Below are 22,860 nucleotides of genomic sequence, written 5' to 3' on the forward strand. Positions count from 1 at the left end.
CAAACACATGAAAAATCGGCGGAACCAAATGCCCGTCGCCGCGTTTCTCGCTCGCCTATTTGTAATGCAAGGACGAGAAGATCGTGAGCTACAAGAGTTTCCCAAATCCCATCCGCATCATCATCCGCAGCAGCCAGGAACTCATCATAGCAACCGCATGGGACGCCGTCGAGTTTCTGCGCAACTGGCCGGCATGCAGGGACCGGGCCTACCGTCGCGCCCTGCAGCATTGCCTTGACGCACTGGACGGCATCACGAGCCCGAAGAAGGCCCATGCCGCTTTTGCCGATGCCGCGCGTCAGGCGGGCATACTGGCATGAAACGCACAACCGGGCACTAACGCGCGCGCCGCACGACAAGGTGCCGACCACACCGCCCGAACGTCCGATTGCCATTGCCAAACGCCCGCCCCATATCCCGGCGGGAGTTTTCGCGTGTAAATTTGAAAGGCGAAAAACGCAGAGATGGGCTTGCCGTTCCCAAAAACGCGAATATACTCAGGAATAATTATTTCCACAGAGTGAAATAAATCAAGGGAACTGATCATGGCACTGAGCTGGCGTTTTTCTGCCCTCGCCGACAGGCATCGGGCACTGGGGTCCAACCTTGAGGACTGGAGCGGCATGGGAACCGCCTGGACTTACGACAAGGACATCTCCGCTGAACACATCGCCGTGCGCACCAAGGCAGGCATCATGGACGTGTCGGGCCTGAAGAAGGTTCACCTCGTCGGGCCGCATGCCATTGCCATTCTCGAATACATTACCACCCGCGACATGACCAAGGTCTATCCCGGCAAGTCGGTCTATGCCTGCATGCTCAACGATCGCGGCCATTTCACAGATGACTGCATCGTCTACCGCACCGGCCCGAATGCCTGGATGCTGGTGCACGGCTCGGGCACCGGCTCCGAGGAAATCGCCAAGCAGGCCGTTGGCCGCAACTGCGCCGTGCTGTTCGACGACGATCTGCATGACCTGTCGCTGCAGGGCCCGCTGGCCGTCGACTATCTCGAAAAATACGTGCCCGGCATTCGCGACCTCAAATATTTCCATCACATGCAGACGACCCTGTTCGGCGCGCCGGTGATGATCTCGCGCACCGGCTATACCGGCGAGCGCGGCTACGAGATTTTCGTGCGCGGCCAGGATGCCGGCCTGGTCTGGGACCGCATCGTCGACGAAGGCAAGGACATCGGCATCATCCCCGTCTGCTTCAGCGTGCTCGACATGCTGCGCGTCGAGAGCTACCTCCTGTTCTACCCCTACGACAATTCGCAGATGTATCCCTTCGCCGACGAGCAGCCCGGCGACAGCCTCTGGGAACTCGGGCTCGATTTCACCGTCAGCCCCGGCAAGACCGGCTTTCGTGGGGCGGAAGAACATGCCCGCCTGAAGGGCAAGGAGCGCTTCAAGATTTTCGGCCTTCTGGTCGAGGCCGATGGCCCGACCGATCTCGGCGACGAGGTCTGGGCCGACGGCAGGAAAGTCGGCACCATCACCTGCCCTTCCTATTCGAAACTGACCAATCGCTCGATGGCCATCATGCGCGTCGATGTTCCCTATGCTGTCCAGGGCACGAAACTCGAGGTGAAGGGGAAGACCGTCAACGCGCCGGCGATCGCCCACACCATCACCTTCGACGATCCGAAAAAGACAAAACGGACGGCGCAGGGCTGAGGACATCAGCATGCTTGTTCAAGGGATCAAAAGCAGACCGGAATACAAGGGGCTCGAGATCGATCCCCATGCGAAACGCCACCTCTTCGTCCTTGAGGGCGAAGGGGCAAAAGCCTTGACGGATCAGGTCGAGGCCAAGGGCAAGGATTTCCTCGCCAGATCCGAAATCCTCTATCTGGCCGGGGGTGCAGCCCCCAAGGCCTATGACGCGGTCATGGCCGCCCTGTCGCCCGACATTTTCTGGCAGGCACCGACGCTGCAGCCGATGCTGTTTCGCCTGCGCGCCTGTCTCGAGCAGGCCCGGATGGGCACGCGCATCTATGTCGCCGGCACCGAGGGCTTCATCGGCCAGATCATGCAGGTGGTCCTCGAATACGGCGTCGATTTCAATTCGATCCACACCGAACATCGCGGTTCGACGGCGCGGCGCGTGCAATGCGTGCACTGCAAGGGCATCACCGATGATGTGACGACCAGCCCCTTTGCCTGCACCCATTGCGGATTGTCGCTTCTGGTGCGCGATCACTATTCGCGGCGTCTGGGCGCGTTCCAGGGCGTCAACATCGATGCGGAAGAACCGGGCACCGCCCCGCAGCCGGAGGAGATGTTCCCGTGAGCCTCAGCACAGACATGCCCGTCCGGGTCGCCGATGTGACGCAGGTCACCGATCTCGTCAAGCGCTTCCGCTTCGAACGGCTGGACGGCCAGCCGATGCCGTTCTTCTCCGGTGGCGCCCATGTTGTCGTCTCGATGAACGACAACGGCTTGCTGCGTCGCAACCCCTACTCGCTGATGTCCAGCCCGGATGACAATAGCGGCTATGACATCAGCGTTTTGCGGGTTCCCAATTCGCGCGGTGGCTCGATCTTCATGCACGAGCAGGTCAAGCCGGGCGATCAGCTAACGGTCAGCCAGCCCGTCAATCTCTTCGCGCCCGACCATCGCGGCCGCAAGCACATCCTGATTGCCGGCGGCATCGGCATCACGCCGTTCCTGGCGATGATGGACCAGTTCAGCCGCGACAACGTCGCCTTCGAACTGCACTATGCGATTCGCTCGCGCACCCACGGCGCCTATTGGCAACAACTGCTCGATCGATATGGCGCGCGCCGGATCAAGATCTATGTCGATGAGGAAAAAAGCACCCTTCCCCTCGCCACGATTGTCGAAAACCAGCCGCTCGGCACCCATCTCTATGTCTGCGGACCGGCCGGCATGATCGACGGCGTGCTGCTCACGGCCTTGCAGGCGGGATGGCCGAAGGAAAACCTGCATTCGGAGCGTTTCCTCGCGCCGCCAGCCGGCCTGCCTTTCCAGGTCTTCCTCGAAAAATCGAATATCCACATGACGGTCGGCGAGCACCAGAGCATACTGGAGGCCGCCGAGGCCCATGGCTGCGACGCACCCTACATGTGTCGCGGCGGCGCCTGCGGCCAGTGCGAGACCGCAGTCGTCTCCAGCGATGGCATGCTCGAGCACAACGACATCTACCTGTCGGACGCGGAAAAGGCGTCGGGCGGGAAAGTCATGATCTGCGTCTCGCGCTTCAAGGGCCAGCAGCTCGTTCTTCAACTCTAGCGTCCGCATTCAAACGAAAAAAGGGGACCGGACTGATGACCATCACCTTCAAGAGCGAGACGTTTCGCGACGACTTCACCTTCCGCAACAGCCTCTACAACATCCGGCGCTTCCCTTTTCCCTTCGACCGCGACGACTACATGTATTCGGTCAACATGGAGCCGCATGTCAGGGGCAAGGCCGACAGCGTCTTTGAAAACCTTGTTGACGTCGATGAACATTATGTCGCCGAGATGCAGGACCGCGCCAAGGTGCTCAAGGAAGACCCGCTGCGCTGCCAGGCCCTGCCGCACATGATGGCGGCGCAATGGGACGTGCTGGAACTGCTGATGGAGCATCAGGCGCAGGATTATCCCGCGCATTTCACCCTGACGAAGGATGGCGACCGCTGGCGCTGGATCAACCGGCCGATGGGCATCGATGACACCTTCACCTTCGGTGACCCCTCGACCCTGCCCTATCCGCCGATGGAATACATCACCCGCCAGGCGCAGGGCGATTTCTGCATCGTCGACCAGCGCGACAACAATCTCTGGATGGATGCCGGCATGGTCACCACCCAGGCCGACTGGTCGCTGGATTTCGATATCGGCATGAACTTCATGGAATGGCACGGGCCGGTGCCGCTCGCCCACCAGATCGGCATTTTCGACCGGGCGTTGAAATTCCTCCTGAACCTGCAGCAGGGCAAGCCGACCCGGCGCCTCAACTGGACGATGACGGTCAATCCGCGGCTCGATACAAGCCCGGAAAACTACCACAAATGGGGACCGGACCGCCTGACCGTCACACCTGAGAATGTCGGGCAGAAGATGCACCTGCGCGTCGAGCTGCAGAGCCTCTGGCGCCTGCCGCGCTCCAACGCCATCCTGTTCGTTATCCGCTGTTATCTGATCAGCCTCGAGGAACTGGTGACCGTGCCGAAATGGGCCCGCCGCCTCCCCCGTGTCCTGCAAAGCCTGCCGCCCGAAATCATCGACTACAAGGGCCTCACCCGCAACCGCCCGCTGATGATCGACTGGCTTTCGAAATACGACGACGGGTCCCCGACAAGTGCCGGGATACATCCTGATTGACGACAGGAAGGCCCCTCCCCAACCCTCTCCACAAGGGGGCGGGAGAGACCGCTTCCGACAATGGCTTCCGACAATGGCTTCCGAGTTTGTCCGTGCAGCTTTGCTTCAATTGCGCCGGTTTGGCTGGAGGTGTCGACAGGGTAGGCCCTCCCCTTGCGGGGACGGTTGGAAGGGGCCTTTCGCCAATCTGACAACGACATAAAAAGGGAACGCACCAACATGACCAGAGTAGCCGTGATCGGCGCAGGACCATCCGGTCTTGCGCAATTGAGAGCCTTCCAGTCCGCCGCCCAGAAGGGCGCCGAGATCCCCGAAGTCGTCTGCTTTGAGAAGCAGGCCGACTGGGGCGGCCTGTGGAACTACACCTGGCGCACCGGCCTCGATGAATATGGCGAGCCGGTCCATGGCAGCATGTATCGTTATCTCTGGTCGAACGGGCCGAAAGAGTGTCTGGAATTTGCCGATTATTCCTTCGAGGAGCATTTCGGCAAGCCGATTGGCTCCTACCCACCCCGCGCCGTACTCTGGGACTATATCAAGGGCCGCGTCGAAAAGGCCAATGTCCGTGACTGGGTGCGCTTCTCGACGCCGGTGCGCATGGTGCGCTTCGACGAGGAATCAAAGACCTTCACGGTGACCGCGCACGACCGCGTCAACGACGTGATGTATGACGAGATCTTCGACTATGTCGTCGTCGCCTCCGGCCATTTCTCGACCCCGAATGTTCCCTATTTCGAAGGCGTGAAAACCTTTGGCGGTCGCGTGTTGCACGCCCATGACTTCCGCGATGCGCTGGAGTTCAAGGACAAGGACGTGCTGATCGTCGGGCGCAGCTACTCGGCTGAGGACATCGGCTCGCAATGCTGGAAATACGGCGCAAGGTCGGTCACCACCAGCTACCGTTCCAAGCCGATGGGCTTCAAATGGCCGGAACGCTTCGAGGAGCGTCCGCTGCTGCAGAAACTGGTCAACAAAACAGCGCATTTCGCCGATGGCACGACCAAGGAGGTCGATGCGCTGATCCTGTGCACCGGCTATCTCCACCATTTCCCGTTTCTGCCCGACGACCTGCGCCTGAAGACCGCCAACCGGCTCTGGTCCGACAACCTCTACAAGGGCGTCGTCTACGAGGACAATCCACAGCTGATGTATATCGGCATGCAGGACCAGTTCTACACTTTCAACATGTTCGACGCCCAGGCCTGGTACGCCCGCGACGTGATCATGGGCCGGATCACGCTTCCCTCGAAGGACGAGATGAAAGCGCATTTCGACAGCTGGCGCGCCCGCGAGGAAACGCTTGAAGACGCCGAGCAGATGATCTGGTTCCAGGGCGACTATGTCATCGAATTGCTGGCCGATACCGACTATCCGAAATTCGACATCGAAGGCACCAACAAGACCTTCATGGAATGGGAACACCACAAGGCCGACAACATCATGGGCTTCCGCGACAACGCCTACAAATCCCTGATGACCGGCACCATGGCGCCCAAGCATCATACGCCCTGGCTGGAAGCGATGGACGACACGCTGGAGGTATATCTGAAGAACTGACTGCGGGCCTTGGCATAGGCCCTGACGACACGGCGAAAGCGCCGTCCCCCTGTTCCACGACGCGGCGATTTTTGCCGCGTCGTTTGCGTTTTGAGCCAACGTGCGCAACACACCATCTTTCGCTGAAAAAATATTCAATTGCCCATTTTTTAAAATAGATTGCGGAAAATATAGTCATAAATTACTTTAATTTCAGTAACATAACCCCTTGAAACTATTATCGATGAATATAAACTCTTTTTCAGCCTCCCGATTTTTGCAGCTTTCTGACATGCGTGAAATAACAACCGGGGCGGACGGAAACGATACTTTCAAAAAATGCCACAACCTGGGTTCCGGGCAGGATCGTTGCGTCCATTATCTCTGATTGTATTCCCTGCTGCCAGACAAGCTGCAACGGCAGACAACGGCTCAAGAAAGGGGACGACATGGAACAGCAATTGACGGAGCTTGCCGCCAAGGTGGCAACGCTCGAAGCCAGCTCAGGCTGGATGAAGAAAATCGACATGGAGATATTTTACTGGTGGTGCATCGCCTTGATGTTTGCGATCCACGCCGGCTTCCTCGCCTATGAAATGGGGGCTTCCCGCGCCAAGAACGTGCTTGCCTCGGGCATCAAGAACATCCTTGCCGTCGCTTTCATCATCCCGGTCTTCTACTTCGTCGGCTGGTGGATCTACCTTGCCTTCCCCGCCGGCATCACCCCGAATCTCGAGACCGGCGCCGCCGGCCTGCCCTGGTCTGCCTCGATGGGCCCGAACCTGACCGACAGCGCATCGGGCATCTTCTGGGGTGCGTTTGCACTCTTTGCGGCGACGACAGCCTCGATCCTGTCGGGTGCCGTCATCGAACGCATCCGGCTCTCCGCCTTCATCGTCCTTGCCATCGTCCTCGGTTGCTTCGCCTGGATCCTGGCTGCATCCTGGTCCTGGCATGGCGGCGGCTGGCTGCTGACGAAATTCGGCTGGCATGATTTTGGCGCAGCAGGCTGCGTGCACATGGTTGCCGGCTTCTTTGCGCTCGGCGTGCTGATCAACCTGGGCCCGCGCATCGGCAAGTTCGGCCCCGGCGGCAAGATCAATGATCTCAGCCCCCACAACCTGCCCTTCGCCATCTTCGGCCTGATGCTGATCATCGTCGGCTTCTTCGGCTTCCTCGGCGGCTGCATGATCTATATCGGCGATGGCCAGTGGACGAGCATCTTCGGCAATCCGACGACGCTGTCGGCCGTGTCCTTCAACGTTCTCATGGGCTTTGCAGGCGGCATCATCGGCGCATGGCTGATGACGCGCGATCCGTTCTGGATGATGTCCGGCGCTCTGGCCGGCATCTTTGCGGCCGCTCCCGGTCTCGATGTCTATTATCCGCCTCTGGCCTTCCTGCTCGGCGTCGGTGGCGGCCTGATCACGCCGCTGGCAGACCGCTTCCTGCAGAAAATGGGCGTTGATGACGCCGTCGGCGCCGTCTCGGTTCATGGCATTGGCGGTTTGTGGGGCATTTTGGCCTTTGGCATCTTCGCTTCGGGGTATCCGCAGACGGTCGAGGGCGCGCCCGATACCAACTTCCTCGCGCAGTTGATCGGTGCCGTCACCATGGCACTCGTCGGCTTCGTTCCGGGCTTCCTCGTATCCATGCTGTTGAAAGCAATGGGCAAGCTGCGCATTCCCGAGAAGATCGAGATCATGGGCATGGACAAGGCCAAGGTTCCTGTCCGCGCCTATCCGGAAGGCCATTTCGGAACGACACCCGGCGGCATGACGCAAGTTCCCTTCCCGGGCGAATAAGATCCATGGGTGCCGCGCGGCCAAACGTGCGGCACCCGTCAAATCACCCCCCGCCCCGGATGCCACGACAGCATGGGGCTAGACCTTGAAAGGATTGACATGGGTTCTCCCATCACCACCTGGGAAGGCGCAGAAGCCTATTTCACCGGCTTTGGCAGCTTCTCCACAAGCTTCTTCCTGATTGCCGCGATCGCCTTCACCATCGGCGCCATTGCCTATGGCTCGAAACACGAGACAGAAGCCTACGAGCGCAGCCAGCTCGACTAGCTTTCATACCAGGTCAAAGGGCCGGGATGCTGCATCCCGGCCCTTTTTCTGCGTCTTGATGGTGCCTGATCCAGACTTCGATTAAGCCCAGTCCGGGCCGGAAACACTCAGGATCGCGGTTTCAGCTTCTGCGGATCATAATGCGCAAAGGGCACGATCCGCGCCGGAAAGCGCTTCTGGTGGCCGTCCAGCTTGCCGATCTCCACCTCCGTACCGAGCGCTGAATGCAGCACGTCCAGGCGTGCCAACGCGATGGTTTTCTTCAAAAGCGGCGAGCGCGTCGCGCTGGTGACGACGCCGACCTGGGCGCGGCCGATATGCACCGTGTCGCCATGGCCGACGGCATCATTGCTGTCGATGTCGAGACCGACGAGTTTGTAGCGCGGGTTTTCCTTGCGCTTGATCAGCGCTTCCCGTCCAATGAAATCCTCGGTTTTCGATTTCAGCGGCACGGTGAAGCCGATGCCCGCCTCGAAAGGATCGGTCTGATCGGTGAAGTCGGAATGCGCAAAGATCAGACCGGCCTCGATCCGTACCATATCGAGCGCTTCGAGCCCCATTGGCTTGATCCCATGCTTCTGCCCGGCTTCCCAGACCGCATCGAACACCGCGATCGCATCCTTCGGATGACAGAAGATTTCATAACCGAGTTCGCCGGTGTAACCCGTCCTTGAGACGACGACCGGCGCGCCTTCGAAATGACCGATGCGGCCGACCGAAAAGCGGAACCAGTCGAGTTCGCCGATCGACGGCTGCGACGGCGCCGTCCAGATGATCTCCCTGATGATCTCGCGGCTGGCCGGCCCCTGGACGGCGAGATTGTGCATCTGGTCGGTCGATGCGCGGACAAAGGCCTTGTAGCCCATCGTCTCCGCCTGCTGGCGCAGCCAGATGCCGGAGAAATCGTCGCCGCCGATCCAGCGGAAATTGTTCTGCGCCAGACGGAAGACCGTGCCGTCGTCGATCATGCCGCCGTTTTCATAACACATGGCGGTATAGACCACCTGCCCCGGCGACAGTTTGCGGATGTCGCGCGTCAGGCAATATTGCAGAAGCGCCTCGGCATCCGGCCCGGTCACCTCGAACTTGCGCAGCGGCGACAGATCCATCACCACCGCCTTCTCTCGGCAGGCCCAGTATTCCTCGATCGGCCCGTCATTGTTGAAGCGGTTCGCCAGCCAGTAGCCGCGATACTCCGCGAAATTGCGCGTCATCGCCGAAAGGCGCGGGTGAAAAGCGGTTTCCTGTGTCAGTTCCGGCTCTGCATCTGGGGTCATTCTGGTGGCCACTGCTCGCGTGAATTTCTCGGCGGATGAATAGGTGCGGACATGGATGTCCGTCGGGTCCCAGCCATTCGCGGCATCGATATCATCGGGACAGGAGGACGAGACGCAGACGAGGTCGGTCATCGCCCGCATCAGGATATAGTCACCCGGCCGCGACCAGGGCTCGTCGAGATAGAGCTGGTTCTGGTGGTCGATATTGGTGTTGTAGAAATAGTTGATCGCTTCCCAGCCCTTGCGCGGCGCAATACCGTAGGGTGCAAGCGCATGGTTGAAATTATCCGTGCAATTGACATGCCCCGGATAGCCCATGTCGTCATAATAGCGCGAATTGCAGGCCGTCGCGAAGGCGTCATGGCGGCCGACCGTATCCTGCACGATCTCAACCAGCGGCTCGAAATCGCGGTCGAAAGCCTTTGATGGCAGCCCTGGCGTCGGATAACTGCGCCCGAGCAGCGTGCGCGTCACCGTCGAATCCAGCGCCAGATCCAGCCCCTTGTCGACCTTGCGCGCTGCAAACGCCTGAAAATCCGTGCATTGCCGTCCGGCGACGTCAATGATCTGGATGAATTCGCCGGCCCGCACGAAATAGGCCGATGCCCTAGCCGCGGGAATGCGCAGATCCTGCACCGGATCGGCCATCGGTTCAGGCAGGCGCTCCTCATAGGAGCGCAGGATGCGCGTGCGCGTCACGCGAAAATCGATCGCGGTTGCCGTGTCCTGCCTTTCCGCGTCCATGGCCGCACCCGGCGCCGCAACGATCAGGAGACCGTCAAGCGCCATCGTCAGTTCCGCCGTCGTCCCGGCCGGTGTGTGGTCACCAAACAGCACCAGCGCCCTGGCATCCGCGAGATCGACGCCCCGGCGCCTGAGCGCGCCCAAAGTGCGGCGTGCGCTGTCATTGTCGAGCGACAGACTGTCCTTCAGGCCATCGGCGGCCCCCGTGAATGCAGCTCCGAGACCGGCGGCGTTGAACCGGCCCTTGGCATCGACAAAACTCACCTCGCAGGGCTGGCAGCCCTCGCTATCGGTCAGCGTCACGCGGTCACCAGCGGCCACCTTGATCACGGTCGTGCCGCGTCCACGCACACGGTACCGCTCCACGCCGGCAGGCAGCGACGGCATGCCGGGCCTCAGGATCGCGCTCGCCCGCGGCGGCTGCAACACGGCGGAAAGTCCTGCCGGTCCGTCCATTTCGTCCTCCCTGAAGCACGATGTGCAACCCACTCCCGTGACGCGACGAAGTCTGCCCGGACAATGTGGCCAAACTATCCTACGCGGGACCGGCAAAAGCAAAGAGAGACTTGACTGAGAAGAAAAAAAATTCACTATGAGGATAAGCTGCGCACTGTAAAAAACAACGGGAACCGGACGAAGCCGCCTCATCGCGACGCTCGCTCCAGAAACAAACAGCCGCAGCGATCACCAAAAAAAAGATAGCGCAACATTGCGCGCAACGACAAAACTGGTCGAGGGAGACTGCTCATGGCTTCTACTGTTGAAACCGAGGGATCGGCAACCGCGTCCAGCGGCGGACTGATCCGCGCGCTGGACTGGAAAGGCGCCTTCTGGCTCGCCGCCGGCGTTCCGCCGCTCGTGCTGTTTTCCATCGGCGGCATCGCCGGAACGACTGGCAAGCTCGCCTTCGTCGTCTGGATGATCTCGATGACGATGGGCTTCCTGCAGTCCTTCACCTATGCCGAAATCGCCGGCATGTTCGGCAACAAGTCCGGCGGCGCCTCGATCTATGGCGCCACCGCCTGGGTACGTTATTCCAAGTTCATCGCGCCGCTGTCGGTCTGGTGCAACTGGTTCGCCTGGTCACCCGTCCTCTCGCTCGGTTGCGCCATCGCCGCCGGCTATATCCTCAATGCGCTGTTTCCGATCTCGGGTGCCGATGCACCGGCGGTCATGGAATGGATCAGCGCCAACGCTGCCTCGCTGACATCAGACAGTCCGCGGGTCGTCGAATGGATCGCTGCCAATGCCGGCAAGACGCCAACCGACGCCATCGCCGCGCTGTTGTCGGCCGATGGCATTTCCGCGATGACACCGGCCATTCGCAGCTGGTCACTTGTGTCCTTCGAGATCCCCTATCTCGCCAATGCCAACCTGAACGCCACCTTTGTTATCGGCGCCGTGTTGATGCTGGTGATCTTCGGCATCCAGCACCGGGGGATTCTCGGCACCGCGAATGTCCAGAAATGGCTTGCGATCATCGTCCTGCTGCCACTGCTGCTGATCGGTCTCTATCCGATCTTCTCGGGCCAGATCGACGGCGGCAACATCACCGGCCTGCTGCCGCCGACCGGCGCCTATTCGGGCATCGACGGCACCTGGAGCAATGGCGGATGGACGCTGTTTCTCGGCGGTCTCTACATTGCCGCATGGTCGACCTACGGCTTTGAAACCGCCGTCTGCTACACCCGCGAACTGAAGAACCCGAAGGCCGACACCTTCCGGGCGATCTTCTACTCCGGGCTTTTGTGCTGCCTGTTTTTCTTCCTCATCCCGTTCACCTTCCAGGGCGTTCTCGGCCATGCCGGCATGCTGGCACCGGGCATCGTCGATGGCACGGGCGTTGCCGAGGCGCTTGCCAATCTCATCCATGGCGGCCGGATCATCACGCAGATCCTCGTCATCCTGATGATCATGGCACTGTTCCTGGCCATCATGACGGCGATGGCCGGGTCTTCGCGCACGCTCTATCAGGGCGCCAAGGACGGCTGGCTGCCGAAATATCTCGATCACACCAACGAACACGGCGCACCGACCCGCGCCATGTGGACCGATTTCGGCTTCAACCTGATCCTGCTTGCCATCGCATCGGATGTCGCCGGCTATTTCTTCGTGCTCGCCGTTTCCAATGTCGGCTACATCATCTTCAACTTCCTCAACCTCAATGCCGGCTGGATCCACCGCATGGATTCAAGCCACATCCACCGCCCATGGAAGGCACCGACCTGGCTGATCGGCGTCAACACCGTTCTCGCCTTCGTCAATGCAGTGTTCCTCGGCGCCGGAGCCAAGGTCTGGGGCTATTCCAATGCGCTCTGGGTCGGCTTCGCCTTCGCAGCCCTGATCCTGCCGGTCTTCGCCTATCGCCACTATGTGCGCGACGGCGGCAAATTCCCGGCCGGCGCCATGGAAGACCTCGGCCTCGTCGGCCAGGACCTCGGCGTCAAGAAGGCGGGTATCCTGCCCTATGTCGCGCTGGCCGGCGGCCTTGCCGTCGTGCTGATCGCCAACGTGATGTTTCAGCTTCCGGCTTGATCATCCAAAACAAAAGGCCGGGCGTTTGCAGCGCCCGGCCTTTTTGCGGTGTATCGATGGTCGAGCGTTCAGACGCGCTCGAGCGCCACGGCGATCCCCTGCCCGACGCCGATGCACATCATCGACAGCGAATAGCGGCCACCACTCAAGCCAAGCTCGATTGCCGCCGTGCCGGTGATGCGCGCGCCGGACATGCCGAGCGGATGGCCAAGCGCGATCGCCCCGCCATTGCGGTTAACCCTGTGGTCGTCGTCGGCGATGCCAAGATCGCGCAGTGTCGCAAGGCCCTGCGAGGCAAAGGCCTCGTTGAGTTCGATGACGTCGAACTGGTCCTGGCGCAGACCGAGCTTCGCCATCAGCTTTTTCGCCGCCGGTGCCGGGCCAAAGCCCATGATGCGCGGCGCCACACCGGTCGCGGCACCACCCAGAACGCGCGCGATCGGCGTCAGGCCATGCGCCTTCACCGCTCTTTCCGACGCGATGATCAGCGCGGCTGCGCCGTCATTGACGCCGGAGGCATTGCCGGCCGTCACCGAGCCTCCCTCGCGAAACGGCGCCTTCAGTTTTGCCAGCGTCTCGATCGTTGTTGAACGCGGATGTTCATCCCGGTCGACCACTATCGCATCGCCCTTGCGCTGGGGAATGGTGACGGGGGTGATTTCCCGTGCCAGCCGGCCGCTGTCCTGTGCCGCCGCTGCCTGGTTTTGCGAACGCACGGCGAAGGCATCCTGATCCTCGCGCAAGATCTTGAAATCCTCTGCAACATTCTCGCCTGTTTCCGGCATGGAATCGACGCCATACTGCTTTTTCATCAGCGGATTGACGAAGCGCCAGCCGATCGTCGTGTCGTAGATTTCGGCATTGCGCGAAAAGGCGCTGTCGGCCTTGGGCAGCACGAAGGGCGCGCGGCTCATGCTCTCGACGCCGCCGGCAATCATCAACTCGGCCTCGCCGGCCTTGATGGCGCGGGCCGCCGTGATCACGGCATCCATGCCCGAGCCGCAGAGCCGGTTGATTGTCGTCCCCGGCACGTCGACCGGCAGGCCGCCGAGCAGGAGCGACATGCGCGCGACGTTGCGATTGTCCTCGCCCGCCTGGTTGGCGCAGCCGAAGATCACATCGTCGACGGCTTCCCAGTCGACGGATGCATTGCGCGCCATCAGCGCCCTGAGCGGTACGGCGCCGAGATCATCGGCCCGGACCGAGGCCAGCGCGCCGCCGAAGCGGCCGATCGGCGTCCGGATATAGTCACAGATGAAAGCATCGGTCATGTCAGGCGGCCTCATGGGCTTTTTTGGTGCGGGCATTGATGTCGCGCAGCACGGCCAGCTCGGTTTCGGTCGGCACCGGCGTGTCCTCCACATGGTCCGCAAACTTGACCGTCCAGCCGCAATTCTCCTGGACCTGTTCGCGGGTGACATCCTTGTGGATCGATACCACGGTCAGTTCCTTGCTGACGGGATCCGGCTCGAAGATGCAGAGGTCGGTGACAACACGGGTCGGACCCTTTGTCTTCATGCCAAGGCGCGCGCGGTGATCGCCCCCCTCGCCGTGGCCCATCGAGGTAATGAAATTCAACTTTTCCACGAAACCACGATTGCTGAGCGCCATGGTGATGAAGATTCGGCCGCAATTGCTCGCGATCTCCGGCGCGCCGCCACCGCCCGGCAGACGCACCTTGGGCTTGTCATAGGGGCCGACGACGGTCGTGTTGAGATTGGCGAACTTGTCGATCTGCGCACCGCCAAGAAAGCCGGTGGTGATCCGGCCGCCCTGCAGCCAGTAGCGAAACATCTCGGGAACCGGCACCGTAAACAGCGCCGTGTCGGAGAGTTCGCCATCGCCGATCGACAGCGGCAGCACATCCGGCTTGGTGCCGACGGTGCCGCTTTCATAGATCAGCGTGATGTCGGGCGCATGCGTCAGCCGCGCCACATTGCAGGCCGCCGAGGGCGCACCGATACCGACGAAGCAGACATCGTCATTGGTGAGTGCGCGTGCAGCAGCGATCGTCATCATTTCGGTGGGCGTGAAATCCGTGCTCATCTGTTTCTCCCTCACGCTGCCTTGACCGGCTGTTTCTCCGCATGTTTGGCGAAATCCTCCGGCGATGCCTTCATGACGTTTTCCTCGATCCACGCCTGAAACGTCTCGCGCTCGCGGGCGATCTTGTCCCAGGCGATGTAGAAGGCATTCGAGCGTGGATAATAACCATGTGCATAGGAGGGGAACGCCCCGCCCGGCACATGCACGACCGATGTCACGGCCCAGCTTGGCAGCACGGTCGAATTGGGCGACGGCGGGTTGAGTTCGTCGACGATCTCCTCGACCGTGACGATCGAACGCTTGGCGGCCAGCACGGCTTCCTTCTGGACGCCGGTAATCCCCTCGATCAGGACATTGCCCTTCCGGTCGGCGCGCTGGGCGTGGATGATCGAAACATCCGGCCGGATCGCCGGTACCGCGGCAAGCACCTCGCCGGTGAACGGGCAGGTCACGCTCCTGATGTTCGGGTTGACCTTCGGCAGATCGGCCCCGATATAGCCGCGCAGCATGGCGAAGGGCAGGTTTGCGGCGCCCGCTTCATAGGCGTTGGCCATCGCCGCATGGCTGTGTTCCTCGATTTCCAGCGGTCGCGGCCACTGGTTTTCGACCGCATCGCGGAACCGGTGCAGCGAGCCGACGCCGGGATTGCCGCCCCAGGAAAATTTCATGCCGCGCGCACAGCCCGCGCCGATCAGTTGGTCGTAGATAATGTCAGGCGTCATGCGCACCAGATAGAGACCCTTGCGCCCCTGGCGGATCACCTCGTGACCGGCCGCATAGGGAATGAGATGGGTAAACCCCTCCATGGCGATGGTGTCGCCATCCTTTACATTCTCGGCAATCGCTTCGGACAGGGAACACAAACGGGCCATTTCGCCTCCTCCTTGGCTGGTCTGCCAGCCATTTCCTGGCTCGAGTTAAAGCCGCCATGGGCAATCCGTCAAATATTTTGTGCGTTATTTGACATTTGTTCATATATCGCACAAATTGACGGGGTAACGGGGGGGATCTGTCATGCAGGATACGGATTTCATCAGTAGCTTCGCCAAGGGGCTGAAGGTCATCGAGGCCTTCGACGAGGCCCGGCCACGCCTGTCGATCAGTGATGTCGCGAAGACCACCGGGCTCGACCGTGCCACCGCGCGCCGCTGCCTGCTGACGCTTTCGGAGCTCGGTTATGCCGATTATGATGGCAAGTTCTTCGCGCTGACCCCAAAAATCCTGCGGCTGGGTCATGCCTATCTGGCCGCCACGCCGCTTCCGGCCCTGGTGCAGCCCACTCTCGACCAGCTCTCCGAACGCACGGCGCAAAGCGCATCGGTCTCGGTGCTCGACGGCACGGATATCGTCTATATCGCGCGCGCTGCGCAGAAACGGGTGATGTCGATCAACCTGACGCCCGGCAGCCGCCTGCCCGCCTATTGCGCATCCATGGGGCGCGTGCTGCTGGCCGCCCTGCCGGAAGACGAGGCCCGTGCCGTTCTTAACCGCTCGGACCTGAAGGCCAACACGCCCAGGACATTGACAGCTCCGGACGAGATCATCGCAGAACTCTGGCGGGTGCGGGCGCAGGGCTACGCGCTCATCGACCAGGAACTGGAGCCCGGCCTCTGCTCGATCGCCGTTCCCCTGGAAAATGATCGCGGTCGCATCATTGCCGCCCTCAATATCGGCGCGCCGGCTGCCAGCGTTCCCGCAGCGGAACTGGTCGAACGTTATCTGCCGATCCTGCGCGAGGCGCAGGTGGCGCTGAAACAGGTCCTCCGCTGATCGCCTCACAACCGAATGCGACGGCGCTTGACAGCACCGGACACGGGCAACATCTATTCCAGCATCGCAGCCGGAAACATGATCATGACCGATGACAGAGAGACGCCGGAAACCAAGCTGACACTATCCAAACGCAAATGGGCCGAGCAAGGCAAGTTCCTGACCGGACGTATGACGCGGCCAGACTCCGACCGTCTGCCGCCGGGCCAGCATTTGGTCAAGAACTGGCCCGTGCTCGATCTTGGCCAGCAGCCGCTGGTGCGCACCGATACCTGGCGGCTGGATGTCGCCGGCGCCATCGAAACCGGCCTGTCCTTGAACTGGCAGGCTTTCGGGGCCCTGCCGAAGAGCCGCAAACTGTCCGACATGCACTGTGTCACCACCTGGTCGCGCTACGACAACCGCTGGGACGGCGTATCGACCCATGACCTGCTCGATGCCGTCATGCCGAAGTCGGACGCTGCCTTCGTGCTGTTGACCAGCTATGACGGCTACACCACCAACCTGCCGCTGTCCGACTTCGCGTCCGAGGATGCCATCCTTGCAACACACTGGGAGGGTGAGCCGCTGACCCGCGAACATGGTGGCCCGGTGCGGCTCATCGTCCCGCATCTCTATCTGTGGAAGAGCGCCAAGTGGATCAGCCGCATTGAATTTCTCACCAGTGAACAGGCCGGCTTCTGGGAGCGCAACGGTTATCACATGCGCGGCGATCCATGGACGGAAGAGCGCTACTCCGATGACTGAACGCCTCTGAAGATCGTTTTCAGAGGCGCGCTCCACCCGGAACAGTCGTCGACGGCCGCTAGACGGCAGTATCGCGCAATATGTCTGTCGCGGCTTCGCGCACCGTCTGGATCAGCAGTGACAGGGGCAGGCTCGGGATCGAATCCGTGCGCATGGTCAGGCCCACCGGCCCCTTCGTTTCGCTGGTATCGATCGGCAGCGCCCGGATCGTGCCGTCGCGGATGTCGCTCTCCACGACCCCGGCCGAGATGATCCACACCGCATCGCTCGACCGCACGAACGCCCGGCCGAAGGCATCCGAGACGGTCTCGATCTGCGTCGGCAGGCTGGCAATGGCATTGGCGATCAGGAAGCGCTCGACGAACGGCCGGATGATGGATGCCCGCGTCGGCATCAGGATCGTATAGTTGCCCAGCGTCGAAAAGACCGACAGGCCGCCCTGCAGCAGCGGATGCCCGGCCCTGACGACGAACAACACGCGTTCGGAATAGAGGTGTTCGAAGGAAAAACCGGTCATCTGCTCCGGCGCCGCCAGACGGCCGACGACCAGATCGAGATCGCCGATCCGCAATTGCTCGAGAAGCACGGCATTCTCGCCGGTAACGATCTTGATGCGGCTGCCGGTTTCCTCCTTGAGGAAGGCGGCGATCGCCTGTGGCATGATCCGGGTCGATACGGTGGGCAAGGCACCGATGCGCAGCGGAACGGCATCGCCGAGGCGTGCACTCGAGACCGAATCAATGCCCTGGCGCAACGCCGTCAGCGCCGCCCCGGCATGCCGCAGGAACACCTCGCCATAGCGGGTGATCCGGATGCCCCGGCCATCTCGCTCGAAGACGGAAACCCCCAGCGCCTCCTCCAGTTCGCGAATGGTCTTGGTCACCGCCGGCTGGCTGACATTCAAAAGCCCGGCCGCCTTCATGACGCTTTTCTGGCGCGCCACCTCGACAAAGGTCTGCAGATGGCGAAACTTCACGCGACTGTCGATCATAGAATTTCATAACCTATAGGTTAAGTAAAAGCCGAAAAATATCATTTTACCAAACCATATGAAAGTTCCAATCTGTCTCAGGAGGAGATTACCGTGCAGTTTGCCCGTATCCATGACATCGCCCTGCATTACCAGACGATCGGCGGTCCGGCCGGCCGGCCCGTGCTCGTCTTTGCCAATTCGCTGGGCACCGACTTCCGGATCTGGCGTGATGTGATCGTCCGGCTCGCCGGCGATTTCCCGATCCTCACCTATGACAAGCGCGGCCATGGCCTGTCCGACATCGGTGATGCGCCGGAGACGATCGAGACCCATGTCGGCGATCTCGTGGCACTGCTCGACCATCTCTCGATCAAGGATGCCGTCATCTGCGGCCTGTCCGTTGGCGGGCTGATCGCCCAGGGACTGTACCAGAGCCGGCCGGACCTCGTGCGCGCCCTCATCCTCTGCGACACCGCCCACAAGATCGGCACGCCGGAGATCTGGAACAGCCGCATCGCCGCCATCGAGGCCGACGGCATCGACAGCATCGCCGATGCCGTGATGGAGCGGTGGTTCACGCCGGCGTTTCGCTCCGAACAGGCCCTGGCGCTCGCCGGCTACCAGAATATGCTGGTCCGCCAGCCGGTCGCCGGTTACACCGGCCTGTGCGCCGCCATCCGCGATGCCGACTATACCGAGGCCGCAAAAAGCATCGCCGTACCGACGCTCTGCGTCGTTGGTGACCAGGATGGCTCGACATCGCCGGAGCTGGTGCTGTCGATGGCCAAGCTCATTCCGGGCGCACGCTATGAAATTATCAAGGATGCCGGCCATATTCCCTGCGTCGAGCAGCCGGAAATGCTGACTGAGATCCTGCGCGCCTTCATCGACACCCTACCCGCCGGAGACAATGAACATGGATGACGCCATCCCGCCTTCCGATCGCTACCGGCAAGGCCTTGCCACAAGGCGTTCGGTTCTCGGCGACAGCCATGTCGACCGCGCAACGGCGGCCGCCACGGAATTCGATCGCCCCTTCCAGGAACTGATCACCGAAGCCGCCTGGGGCCATGTCTGGTCGCGACCGGCCTGGTCGAAACGCGAACGCTCGATGGTCACGATCGCGCTTCTGGCGGCGCTTGGCCATGACGAGGAGGTCGCCATGCATGTGCGCGCAACGGCCAACACTGGCGCGACGCGCGAAGATATTGGCGAGGCTTTGCTGCACGTGGCGATCTATGCCGGTGTTCCCGCCGCCAATCGCGCGATCCGGATCGCCAAGCAGGTCTTCGACGCACTGGATGCCGAAAAAGCAGCGTAGGAACGGGGGGCCAAGCATGTCCGATATGTCCAACACCAAGCCGGAGACCGGCGCCTTTTTCCCGCGCGATCGCGCCTGGCATGCGCCGGCCCTGACGCCGACCTACAAGACCAGCGTGCTGCGCTCGCCGCAAAAGGCGCTGCTCGCCCTCGACAACACGCTTTCGGAGATCACCGGCCCGGTCTTCGGCCATGGCATGCTGGGCGAACAGGACGACGACCTGATCCTCAACTTTGCGAAACCCGGCGAATCGGCGATCGGCGAGCGCATCATCGTCCACGGTCGTGTGCTCGACGAGCGCGGCTGCCCGGTGCCCGGCGCGCTTCTTGAATTCTGGCAGGCCAATGCCGGCGGTCGGTACCGGCACAAGAAGGAAAGCTATCTTGCGCCGCTCGATCCGAATTTCGGCGGCTGCGGCCGCACGATCACCGATGCCGACGGCGCCTACCGCTTCCGCACGATCAAGCCCGGCCCCTACCCTTGGCCGAACGGCCCCAATGACTGGCGCCCGGCACATATTCATTTCTCGGTTTTCGGCCACGGCTTTGCCCAGCGCCTGATCACCCAGATGTATTTCGAGGGCGACCCGCTGATCTGGCGCTGTCCGATCGTTTCGACCATCCCGGACAGGCGCGCGATCGAGCTTCTGATCGCGCCGCTCGACATGGCCAACACCATCCCGATGGATGCGCGCGCCTATAAATTCGACATCGTTTTGCGCGGCCGGCGCTCGACCCTGTTTGAAAACCGGCTGGAGGGCAATTGATGGTTCAGGATCTCGGACGGCTGAAAGAAACCGCCTCGCAAACCGCCGGCCCCTATGTCCATATCGGCTGCACCCCGAATTTCGCCGGCATTGCAGGCGTCTATGACGCCGATCTGGGTGTGTCCATGGTCAACGATCAGACGCGTGGACAACGCATCACCGTGCGCGGCCGGGTGATCGACGGTGCCGGTGCGCCGCTCAAGGATGCCATGGTCGAGATCTGGCAGGCCGATGCCGCCGGCCTCTACAACAGCCCGTCCGACCGTCGCGGCATCGCCGATCCGAACTTCACCGGCTGGGGCCGCTGTCCGACCAGTGCCGACACCGGCGAATACGTCTTCGAAACGATCAAGCCCGGACGCGTGCCCTTCAAGGACGGTCGCCTGATGGCGCCGCACATAACCTTCTGGATCGTCGCCCGCGGCATCAATATCGGCCTGCACACGCGGCTCTATTTTGCCGACGAGGCCGAGGCCAATGCGCAGGATCCGCTGTTGGCCCGCATCGAGCATCGCAACCGCGTCGAAACGCTGATCGCTTCGCTGGAGGGTTCGGTCTATACCTTCGACATCCATCTCCAGGGCGAGAAGGAAACCGTCTTTCTCGATATCTAGGCACCCATGACCTATTCCGCCTTCGATCATCCCATCCTGTCCGGCCTTTTCGGCGATCCCGAGATCGCCGCCCTGTTTTCCGTCGACGCGGACATCACCGCCATGCTCGCCTTCGAGGCGGCGCTGGCCAGAGTCCAGGCTGCCCGGAGCCTCATTCCGGACGAAGCCGCAGCAGAGATCACGCACCTCTGCGCCAGCTTCAGCCCGGATAAGGCAGCCCTCGGCCGGGCAGTGGCCTCCGATGGCGTCGTCATTCCTGAACTCGTCCGCCAGATACGCCGGTCGCTGGGCGACAACGCTGCCCATCTGCATGTCGGCGCCACCAGCCAGGACGTCATCGACACCAGCCTGATGCTGCGACTGAAAGCAGCCTGCGGACTTGTGCTTGCAAGGCTGTCGTCGATCATTGACGCCATGGCTGCGCTCGAAAGCCGCGACGGTGCGGCCGCGCTGATGGGCTACACCCGCATGCAGGCGGCGATCCCGATCACGGCTGCCGACCGCATCCGGTCCTGGCGTGCCCCGCTCGAACGTCACCGTCTCCGGATGAGCGAAATCCAGGCCACACTGGCGATCCAGTTCGGAGGCGCGGCCGGCACATTGGAAAAATTCGGCACCGCGGGACCGGCGCTGCGATCGGCGCTCGCGGCAGAACTCGGGCTGGCCGACCAGCCGCAATGGCACAGCCAGCGCGATGGTCTCGTCGAGATCGCCGGGCTATTCTCGCTGATCACGGGCAGCCTCGGCAAATTCGGGCAGGACATCGCCCTGATGGCCGAGAGCGGCGGCGAGATCACTCTGTCCGGCGGCGGCGGCTCCTCCGCAATGCCGCACAAGCAAAATCCTGTCGCGGCAGAAGTTCTGGTCTCGCTTGCCCGCTTCAATGCCGTCCAGCTTTCGGGCATGCACCAGTCGCTGGTCCATGAGCAGGAGCGCTCCGGTGCCGCCTGGACGCTCGAATGGCTGATCCTGCCGCAGATGGCGGGCGCACTGGCGGCGTCGCTGAAGCTCGCCCTGTCGCTCACCGGACAGATCACCCGGATCGGCAGGACGGCCGCCTGATTCCTCTCTAAATTCGCAGCAGCAGACAGCGTTCCCTTCAATCCGTGTCTCCGCACCACTTCTGCTTTCCGCGTCATCAGGACTGGCGACAGGGGCGTTTCGAATGCTATGCCCGATGAGGAAATCTGCATCGCGAGACCTGTCCGAATGACCGCCCCCTTTGACAATCCCTTCCCCGCCTCCGACACCGCCCGCCACGCCATCTGGGACATGCTCGTCCGGCGCGATATCGATGCCTTTCTCGCCGCCGACTGGAGCCTCGTTGCCGATGATTTCATCGCAGACGGCTTCATCGGCATCCACGGCAACAAAAGCGGCAATCCGGACGACTGGACGCTCGCCTTCCCTGACCTTGCAGCCTATCGCGCCGAATGGCTGCGCCAGGCACTGGACTTTGCCGGCCAGACCTTTGGCGAGGATGCCCGCACCGCGATCTTCCGCACGACGACGCTGCGCGACATCGCCATAGCAGGGCAAACGGCGCTGGTGCGCAAGAAATTCGACGGCAGCATCCTTCGCCCCGATGGCACGCGCGACATCATGCAGTGGCAGACGCTCTATTCCTGCCGCCATCATCAAGGCGCCTGGAAGATTTCAGGTTTTACCGGCTACCTGCCTAACCCGATGGGCGAAAAGACACCGGCCGAAGGTTAGCCATGCGCCTGTTCACTGCCGTCCTGGCCACGGAAACCAATACATTCTCGCCGATCTGTATCGATCGCCTGGCGTTTGAGGAATCGCTCTATGCGCCGCCCGTGCGGCTGGTTCGGGACGCGCAGATGCAGTTTGGAAAGAGCCGCGTGCCCTTTGGCGACGCTGCCCATATCCGGCTTGGCGGCATCGACATCATCCTCAATTCGACCCGCGCGCAAGGCTTCGATCCGAGCCTGTTTTCGACACTGGGCATCGACCCGCTATCCCGGAAAATCCTGGTGATCAAATCCACCAACCATTTCCACGCCGCATTTTCGAAGATCGCCGCGCGCCCAAAAATATCTGGCCGCGGGTCGCCGATCCGCATGGGCAGGGCGTTTCCTGATTGTCATCAGCGCCCGGCAGAGAAA

The 22,860-nt window shown here is 61.7% G+C and carries 22 protein-coding genes and 1 pseudogene; 18 read left to right on the plus strand and 5 right to left on the minus strand.

The window, feature by feature from the left end; genetic code table 11:
• Positions 1-83 precede the first annotated feature (83 nt).
• The 8 genes from AX760_RS05825 (at position 84) to AX760_RS27075 (ending at position 7,941) form a co-directional block, all read left to right on the plus strand.
• Positions 84-320, plus strand: a complete 237-nt coding sequence (locus AX760_RS05825; protein ID WP_071832052.1) for a DUF982 domain-containing protein — start codon at positions 84-86, stop codon at positions 318-320.
• A gap of 225 nt (positions 321-545) precedes the next feature.
• Entirely contained in the window at positions 546-1,679 is a 1,134-nt protein-coding gene (locus AX760_RS05830; RefSeq protein ID WP_071832053.1) for an aminomethyl transferase family protein, read from the plus strand.
• 10 nt (positions 1,680-1,689) lie between these two features.
• The gene (locus AX760_RS05835; RefSeq protein WP_071832054.1) at positions 1,690-2,295 is read left to right on the plus strand and encodes a dimethylamine monooxygenase subunit DmmA family protein; all 606 of its coding nucleotides are present in this window, start codon (positions 1,690-1,692) and stop codon (positions 2,293-2,295) included.
• A complete protein-coding gene (locus AX760_RS05840; RefSeq protein WP_071832055.1) occupies positions 2,292-3,257 on the plus strand; it encodes a PDR/VanB family oxidoreductase in 966 nt (321 codons plus the stop codon). The genes AX760_RS05835 and AX760_RS05840 overlap by 4 nt, the downstream gene beginning before the upstream one ends.
• Positions 3,258-3,292: 35 nt before the next feature.
• Entirely contained in the window at positions 3,293-4,333 is a 1,041-nt protein-coding gene (locus AX760_RS05845; RefSeq protein ID WP_071832056.1) for a heme-dependent oxidative N-demethylase family protein, read from the plus strand.
• Positions 4,334-4,552: 219 nt separating this feature from the next.
• Entirely contained in the window at positions 4,553-5,890 is a 1,338-nt protein-coding gene (locus AX760_RS05850) for an NAD(P)-binding domain-containing protein (protein ID WP_071832057.1), read from the plus strand.
• Positions 5,891-6,318: 428 nt separating this feature from the next.
• Positions 6,319-7,674, plus strand: coding sequence for an ammonium transporter (locus tag AX760_RS05855; RefSeq protein WP_071832058.1), 1,356 nt, complete (start codon positions 6,319-6,321; stop codon positions 7,672-7,674).
• Positions 7,675-7,773: 99 nt separating this feature from the next.
• Entirely contained in the window at positions 7,774-7,941 is a 168-nt protein-coding gene (locus AX760_RS27075; RefSeq protein ID WP_175552019.1) for a hypothetical protein, read from the plus strand.
• Between the two features lie 107 nt (positions 7,942-8,048).
• On the opposite strand, the gene AX760_RS05860 is transcribed toward AX760_RS27075, so the two are convergent.
• On the minus strand, positions 8,049-10,349 hold the full coding sequence (locus AX760_RS05860) for a trimethylamine N-oxide demethylase (protein WP_245294941.1): 2,301 nt from the start codon (positions 10,347-10,349) through the stop codon (positions 8,049-8,051).
• 360 nt (positions 10,350-10,709) lie between these two features.
• Between AX760_RS05860 and AX760_RS05865 the strand changes: the two genes are divergently transcribed.
• Entirely contained in the window at positions 10,710-12,497 is a 1,788-nt protein-coding gene (locus AX760_RS05865) for a trimethylamine N-oxide permease (protein ID WP_071832060.1), read from the plus strand.
• A gap of 68 nt (positions 12,498-12,565) precedes the next feature.
• On the opposite strand, the gene pcaF is transcribed toward AX760_RS05865, so the two are convergent.
• The 3 genes from pcaF to AX760_RS05880 are packed head-to-tail and all read right to left on the minus strand — an operon-like array spanning position 12,566 to position 15,415.
• Positions 12,566-13,768, minus strand: a complete 1,203-nt coding sequence (pcaF, locus tag AX760_RS05870) for a 3-oxoadipyl-CoA thiolase (RefSeq protein WP_071832061.1) — start codon at positions 13,766-13,768, stop codon at positions 12,566-12,568.
• Between the two features lies 1 nt (position 13,769).
• A complete protein-coding gene (locus AX760_RS05875) occupies positions 13,770-14,543 on the minus strand; it encodes a CoA-transferase subunit beta (protein ID WP_071832062.1) in 774 nt (257 codons plus the stop codon).
• A gap of 11 nt (positions 14,544-14,554) precedes the next feature.
• On the minus strand, positions 14,555-15,415 hold the full coding sequence (locus tag AX760_RS05880; protein WP_071832063.1) for a CoA transferase subunit A: 861 nt from the start codon (positions 15,413-15,415) through the stop codon (positions 14,555-14,557).
• Between the two features lie 142 nt (positions 15,416-15,557).
• Here AX760_RS05880 and AX760_RS05885 point away from each other — a divergent pair, with 142 nt between their 5' ends.
• The gene (locus AX760_RS05885; protein WP_071832064.1) at positions 15,558-16,313 is read left to right on the plus strand and encodes an IclR family transcriptional regulator; all 756 of its coding nucleotides are present in this window, start codon (positions 15,558-15,560) and stop codon (positions 16,311-16,313) included.
• Between the two features lie 84 nt (positions 16,314-16,397).
• Complete coding sequence (locus tag AX760_RS05890) at positions 16,398-17,060, plus strand: sulfite oxidase-like oxidoreductase (RefSeq protein ID WP_071832099.1); 663 nt, start codon at positions 16,398-16,400, stop codon at positions 17,058-17,060.
• A gap of 58 nt (positions 17,061-17,118) precedes the next feature.
• On the opposite strand, the gene pcaQ is transcribed toward AX760_RS05890, so the two are convergent.
• Positions 17,119-18,051, minus strand: coding sequence for a pca operon transcription factor PcaQ (gene pcaQ, locus AX760_RS05895; protein WP_071832065.1), 933 nt, complete (start codon positions 18,049-18,051; stop codon positions 17,119-17,121).
• Positions 18,052-18,144: 93 nt separating this feature from the next.
• Here pcaQ and pcaD point away from each other — a divergent pair, with 93 nt between their 5' ends.
• The 7 genes and pseudogenes from pcaD to AX760_RS26190 form a co-directional block, all read left to right on the plus strand.
• Positions 18,145-18,957 (plus strand): 3-oxoadipate enol-lactonase, encoded by an 813-nt coding sequence (pcaD, locus tag AX760_RS05900; protein ID WP_071832066.1) that lies wholly within the window; start codon positions 18,145-18,147, stop codon positions 18,955-18,957.
• Positions 18,950-19,354, plus strand: a complete 405-nt coding sequence (gene pcaC / locus AX760_RS05905; protein ID WP_071832067.1) for a 4-carboxymuconolactone decarboxylase — start codon at positions 18,950-18,952, stop codon at positions 19,352-19,354. The genes pcaD and pcaC overlap by 8 nt, the downstream gene beginning before the upstream one ends.
• Positions 19,355-19,370: 16 nt before the next feature.
• A complete protein-coding gene (gene pcaH, locus AX760_RS05910; RefSeq protein ID WP_071832068.1) occupies positions 19,371-20,120 on the plus strand; it encodes a protocatechuate 3,4-dioxygenase subunit beta in 750 nt (249 codons plus the stop codon).
• Positions 20,120-20,734, plus strand: coding sequence for a protocatechuate 3,4-dioxygenase subunit alpha (pcaG, locus tag AX760_RS05915; RefSeq protein WP_071832069.1), 615 nt, complete (start codon positions 20,120-20,122; stop codon positions 20,732-20,734). The genes pcaH and pcaG overlap by 1 nt, the downstream gene beginning before the upstream one ends.
• 6 nt (positions 20,735-20,740) lie before the next feature.
• On the plus strand, positions 20,741-21,796 hold the full coding sequence (locus tag AX760_RS05920) for a 3-carboxy-cis,cis-muconate cycloisomerase (protein WP_071832070.1): 1,056 nt from the start codon (positions 20,741-20,743) through the stop codon (positions 21,794-21,796).
• A 147-nt stretch (positions 21,797-21,943) separates the two neighbouring features.
• Positions 21,944-22,450 (plus strand): hypothetical protein, encoded by a 507-nt coding sequence (locus AX760_RS05925; RefSeq protein WP_071832071.1) that lies wholly within the window; start codon positions 21,944-21,946, stop codon positions 22,448-22,450.
• 101 nt (positions 22,451-22,551) lie between these two features.
• A pseudogene (locus AX760_RS26190) lies at positions 22,552-22,835 on the plus strand (MlrC C-terminal domain-containing protein); the annotation flags it as partial.
• Between the last annotated feature and the right edge of the window lie 25 nt (positions 22,836-22,860).

The sequence above is a fragment of the Pararhizobium antarcticum genome (assembly GCF_001885585.1).
In the GTDB taxonomy this organism is placed as follows: Bacteria; Pseudomonadota; Alphaproteobacteria; order Rhizobiales; family Rhizobiaceae; genus Pararhizobium; species Pararhizobium antarcticum.

Excerpts from the sequence above, each read along its gene's own strand:
- AX760_RS05835 (WP_071832054.1), top strand. The coding sequence starts at position 1,690 with ATGCTTGTTCAAGGGATCAAAAGCAGACCGGAATACAAGGGGCTCGAG.
- AX760_RS05890 (WP_071832099.1), top strand. The coding sequence starts at position 16,398 with ATGACCGATGACAGAGAGACGCCGGAAACCAAGCTGACACTATCCAAA.
- AX760_RS05920 (WP_071832070.1), top strand. The coding sequence starts at position 20,741 with ATGACCTATTCCGCCTTCGATCATCCCATCCTGTCCGGCCTTTTCGGC.
- AX760_RS05830 (WP_071832053.1), top strand. The coding sequence starts at position 546 with ATGGCACTGAGCTGGCGTTTTTCTGCCCTCGCCGACAGGCATCGGGCA.
- pcaG (WP_071832069.1), top strand. The coding sequence starts at position 20,120 with ATGGTTCAGGATCTCGGACGGCTGAAAGAAACCGCCTCGCAAACCGCC.
- AX760_RS05845 (WP_071832056.1), top strand. The coding sequence starts at position 3,293 with ATGACCATCACCTTCAAGAGCGAGACGTTTCGCGACGACTTCACCTTC.
- AX760_RS05885 (WP_071832064.1), top strand. The coding sequence starts at position 15,558 with ATGCAGGATACGGATTTCATCAGTAGCTTCGCCAAGGGGCTGAAGGTC.
- pcaF (WP_071832061.1), bottom strand. The coding sequence starts at position 13,768 with ATGACCGATGCTTTCATCTGTGACTATATCCGGACGCCGATCGGCCGC.
- AX760_RS05880 (WP_071832063.1), bottom strand. The coding sequence starts at position 15,415 with ATGGCCCGTTTGTGTTCCCTGTCCGAAGCGATTGCCGAGAATGTAAAG.
- pcaH (WP_071832068.1), top strand. The coding sequence starts at position 19,371 with ATGTCCGATATGTCCAACACCAAGCCGGAGACCGGCGCCTTTTTCCCG.
- AX760_RS05850 (WP_071832057.1), top strand. The coding sequence starts at position 4,553 with ATGACCAGAGTAGCCGTGATCGGCGCAGGACCATCCGGTCTTGCGCAA.
- AX760_RS27075 (WP_175552019.1), top strand. The coding sequence starts at position 7,774 with ATGGGTTCTCCCATCACCACCTGGGAAGGCGCAGAAGCCTATTTCACC.
- AX760_RS05925 (WP_071832071.1), top strand. The coding sequence starts at position 21,944 with ATGACCGCCCCCTTTGACAATCCCTTCCCCGCCTCCGACACCGCCCGC.
- AX760_RS05865 (WP_071832060.1), top strand. The coding sequence starts at position 10,710 with ATGGCTTCTACTGTTGAAACCGAGGGATCGGCAACCGCGTCCAGCGGC.
- AX760_RS05860 (WP_245294941.1), bottom strand. The coding sequence starts at position 10,349 with ATGCCGTCGCTGCCTGCCGGCGTGGAGCGGTACCGTGTGCGTGGACGC.
- AX760_RS05855 (WP_071832058.1), top strand. The coding sequence starts at position 6,319 with ATGGAACAGCAATTGACGGAGCTTGCCGCCAAGGTGGCAACGCTCGAA.
- pcaQ (WP_071832065.1), bottom strand. The coding sequence starts at position 18,051 with ATGATCGACAGTCGCGTGAAGTTTCGCCATCTGCAGACCTTTGTCGAG.
- pcaC (WP_071832067.1), top strand. The coding sequence starts at position 18,950 with ATGGATGACGCCATCCCGCCTTCCGATCGCTACCGGCAAGGCCTTGCC.
- AX760_RS05875 (WP_071832062.1), bottom strand. The coding sequence starts at position 14,543 with ATGAGCACGGATTTCACGCCCACCGAAATGATGACGATCGCTGCTGCA.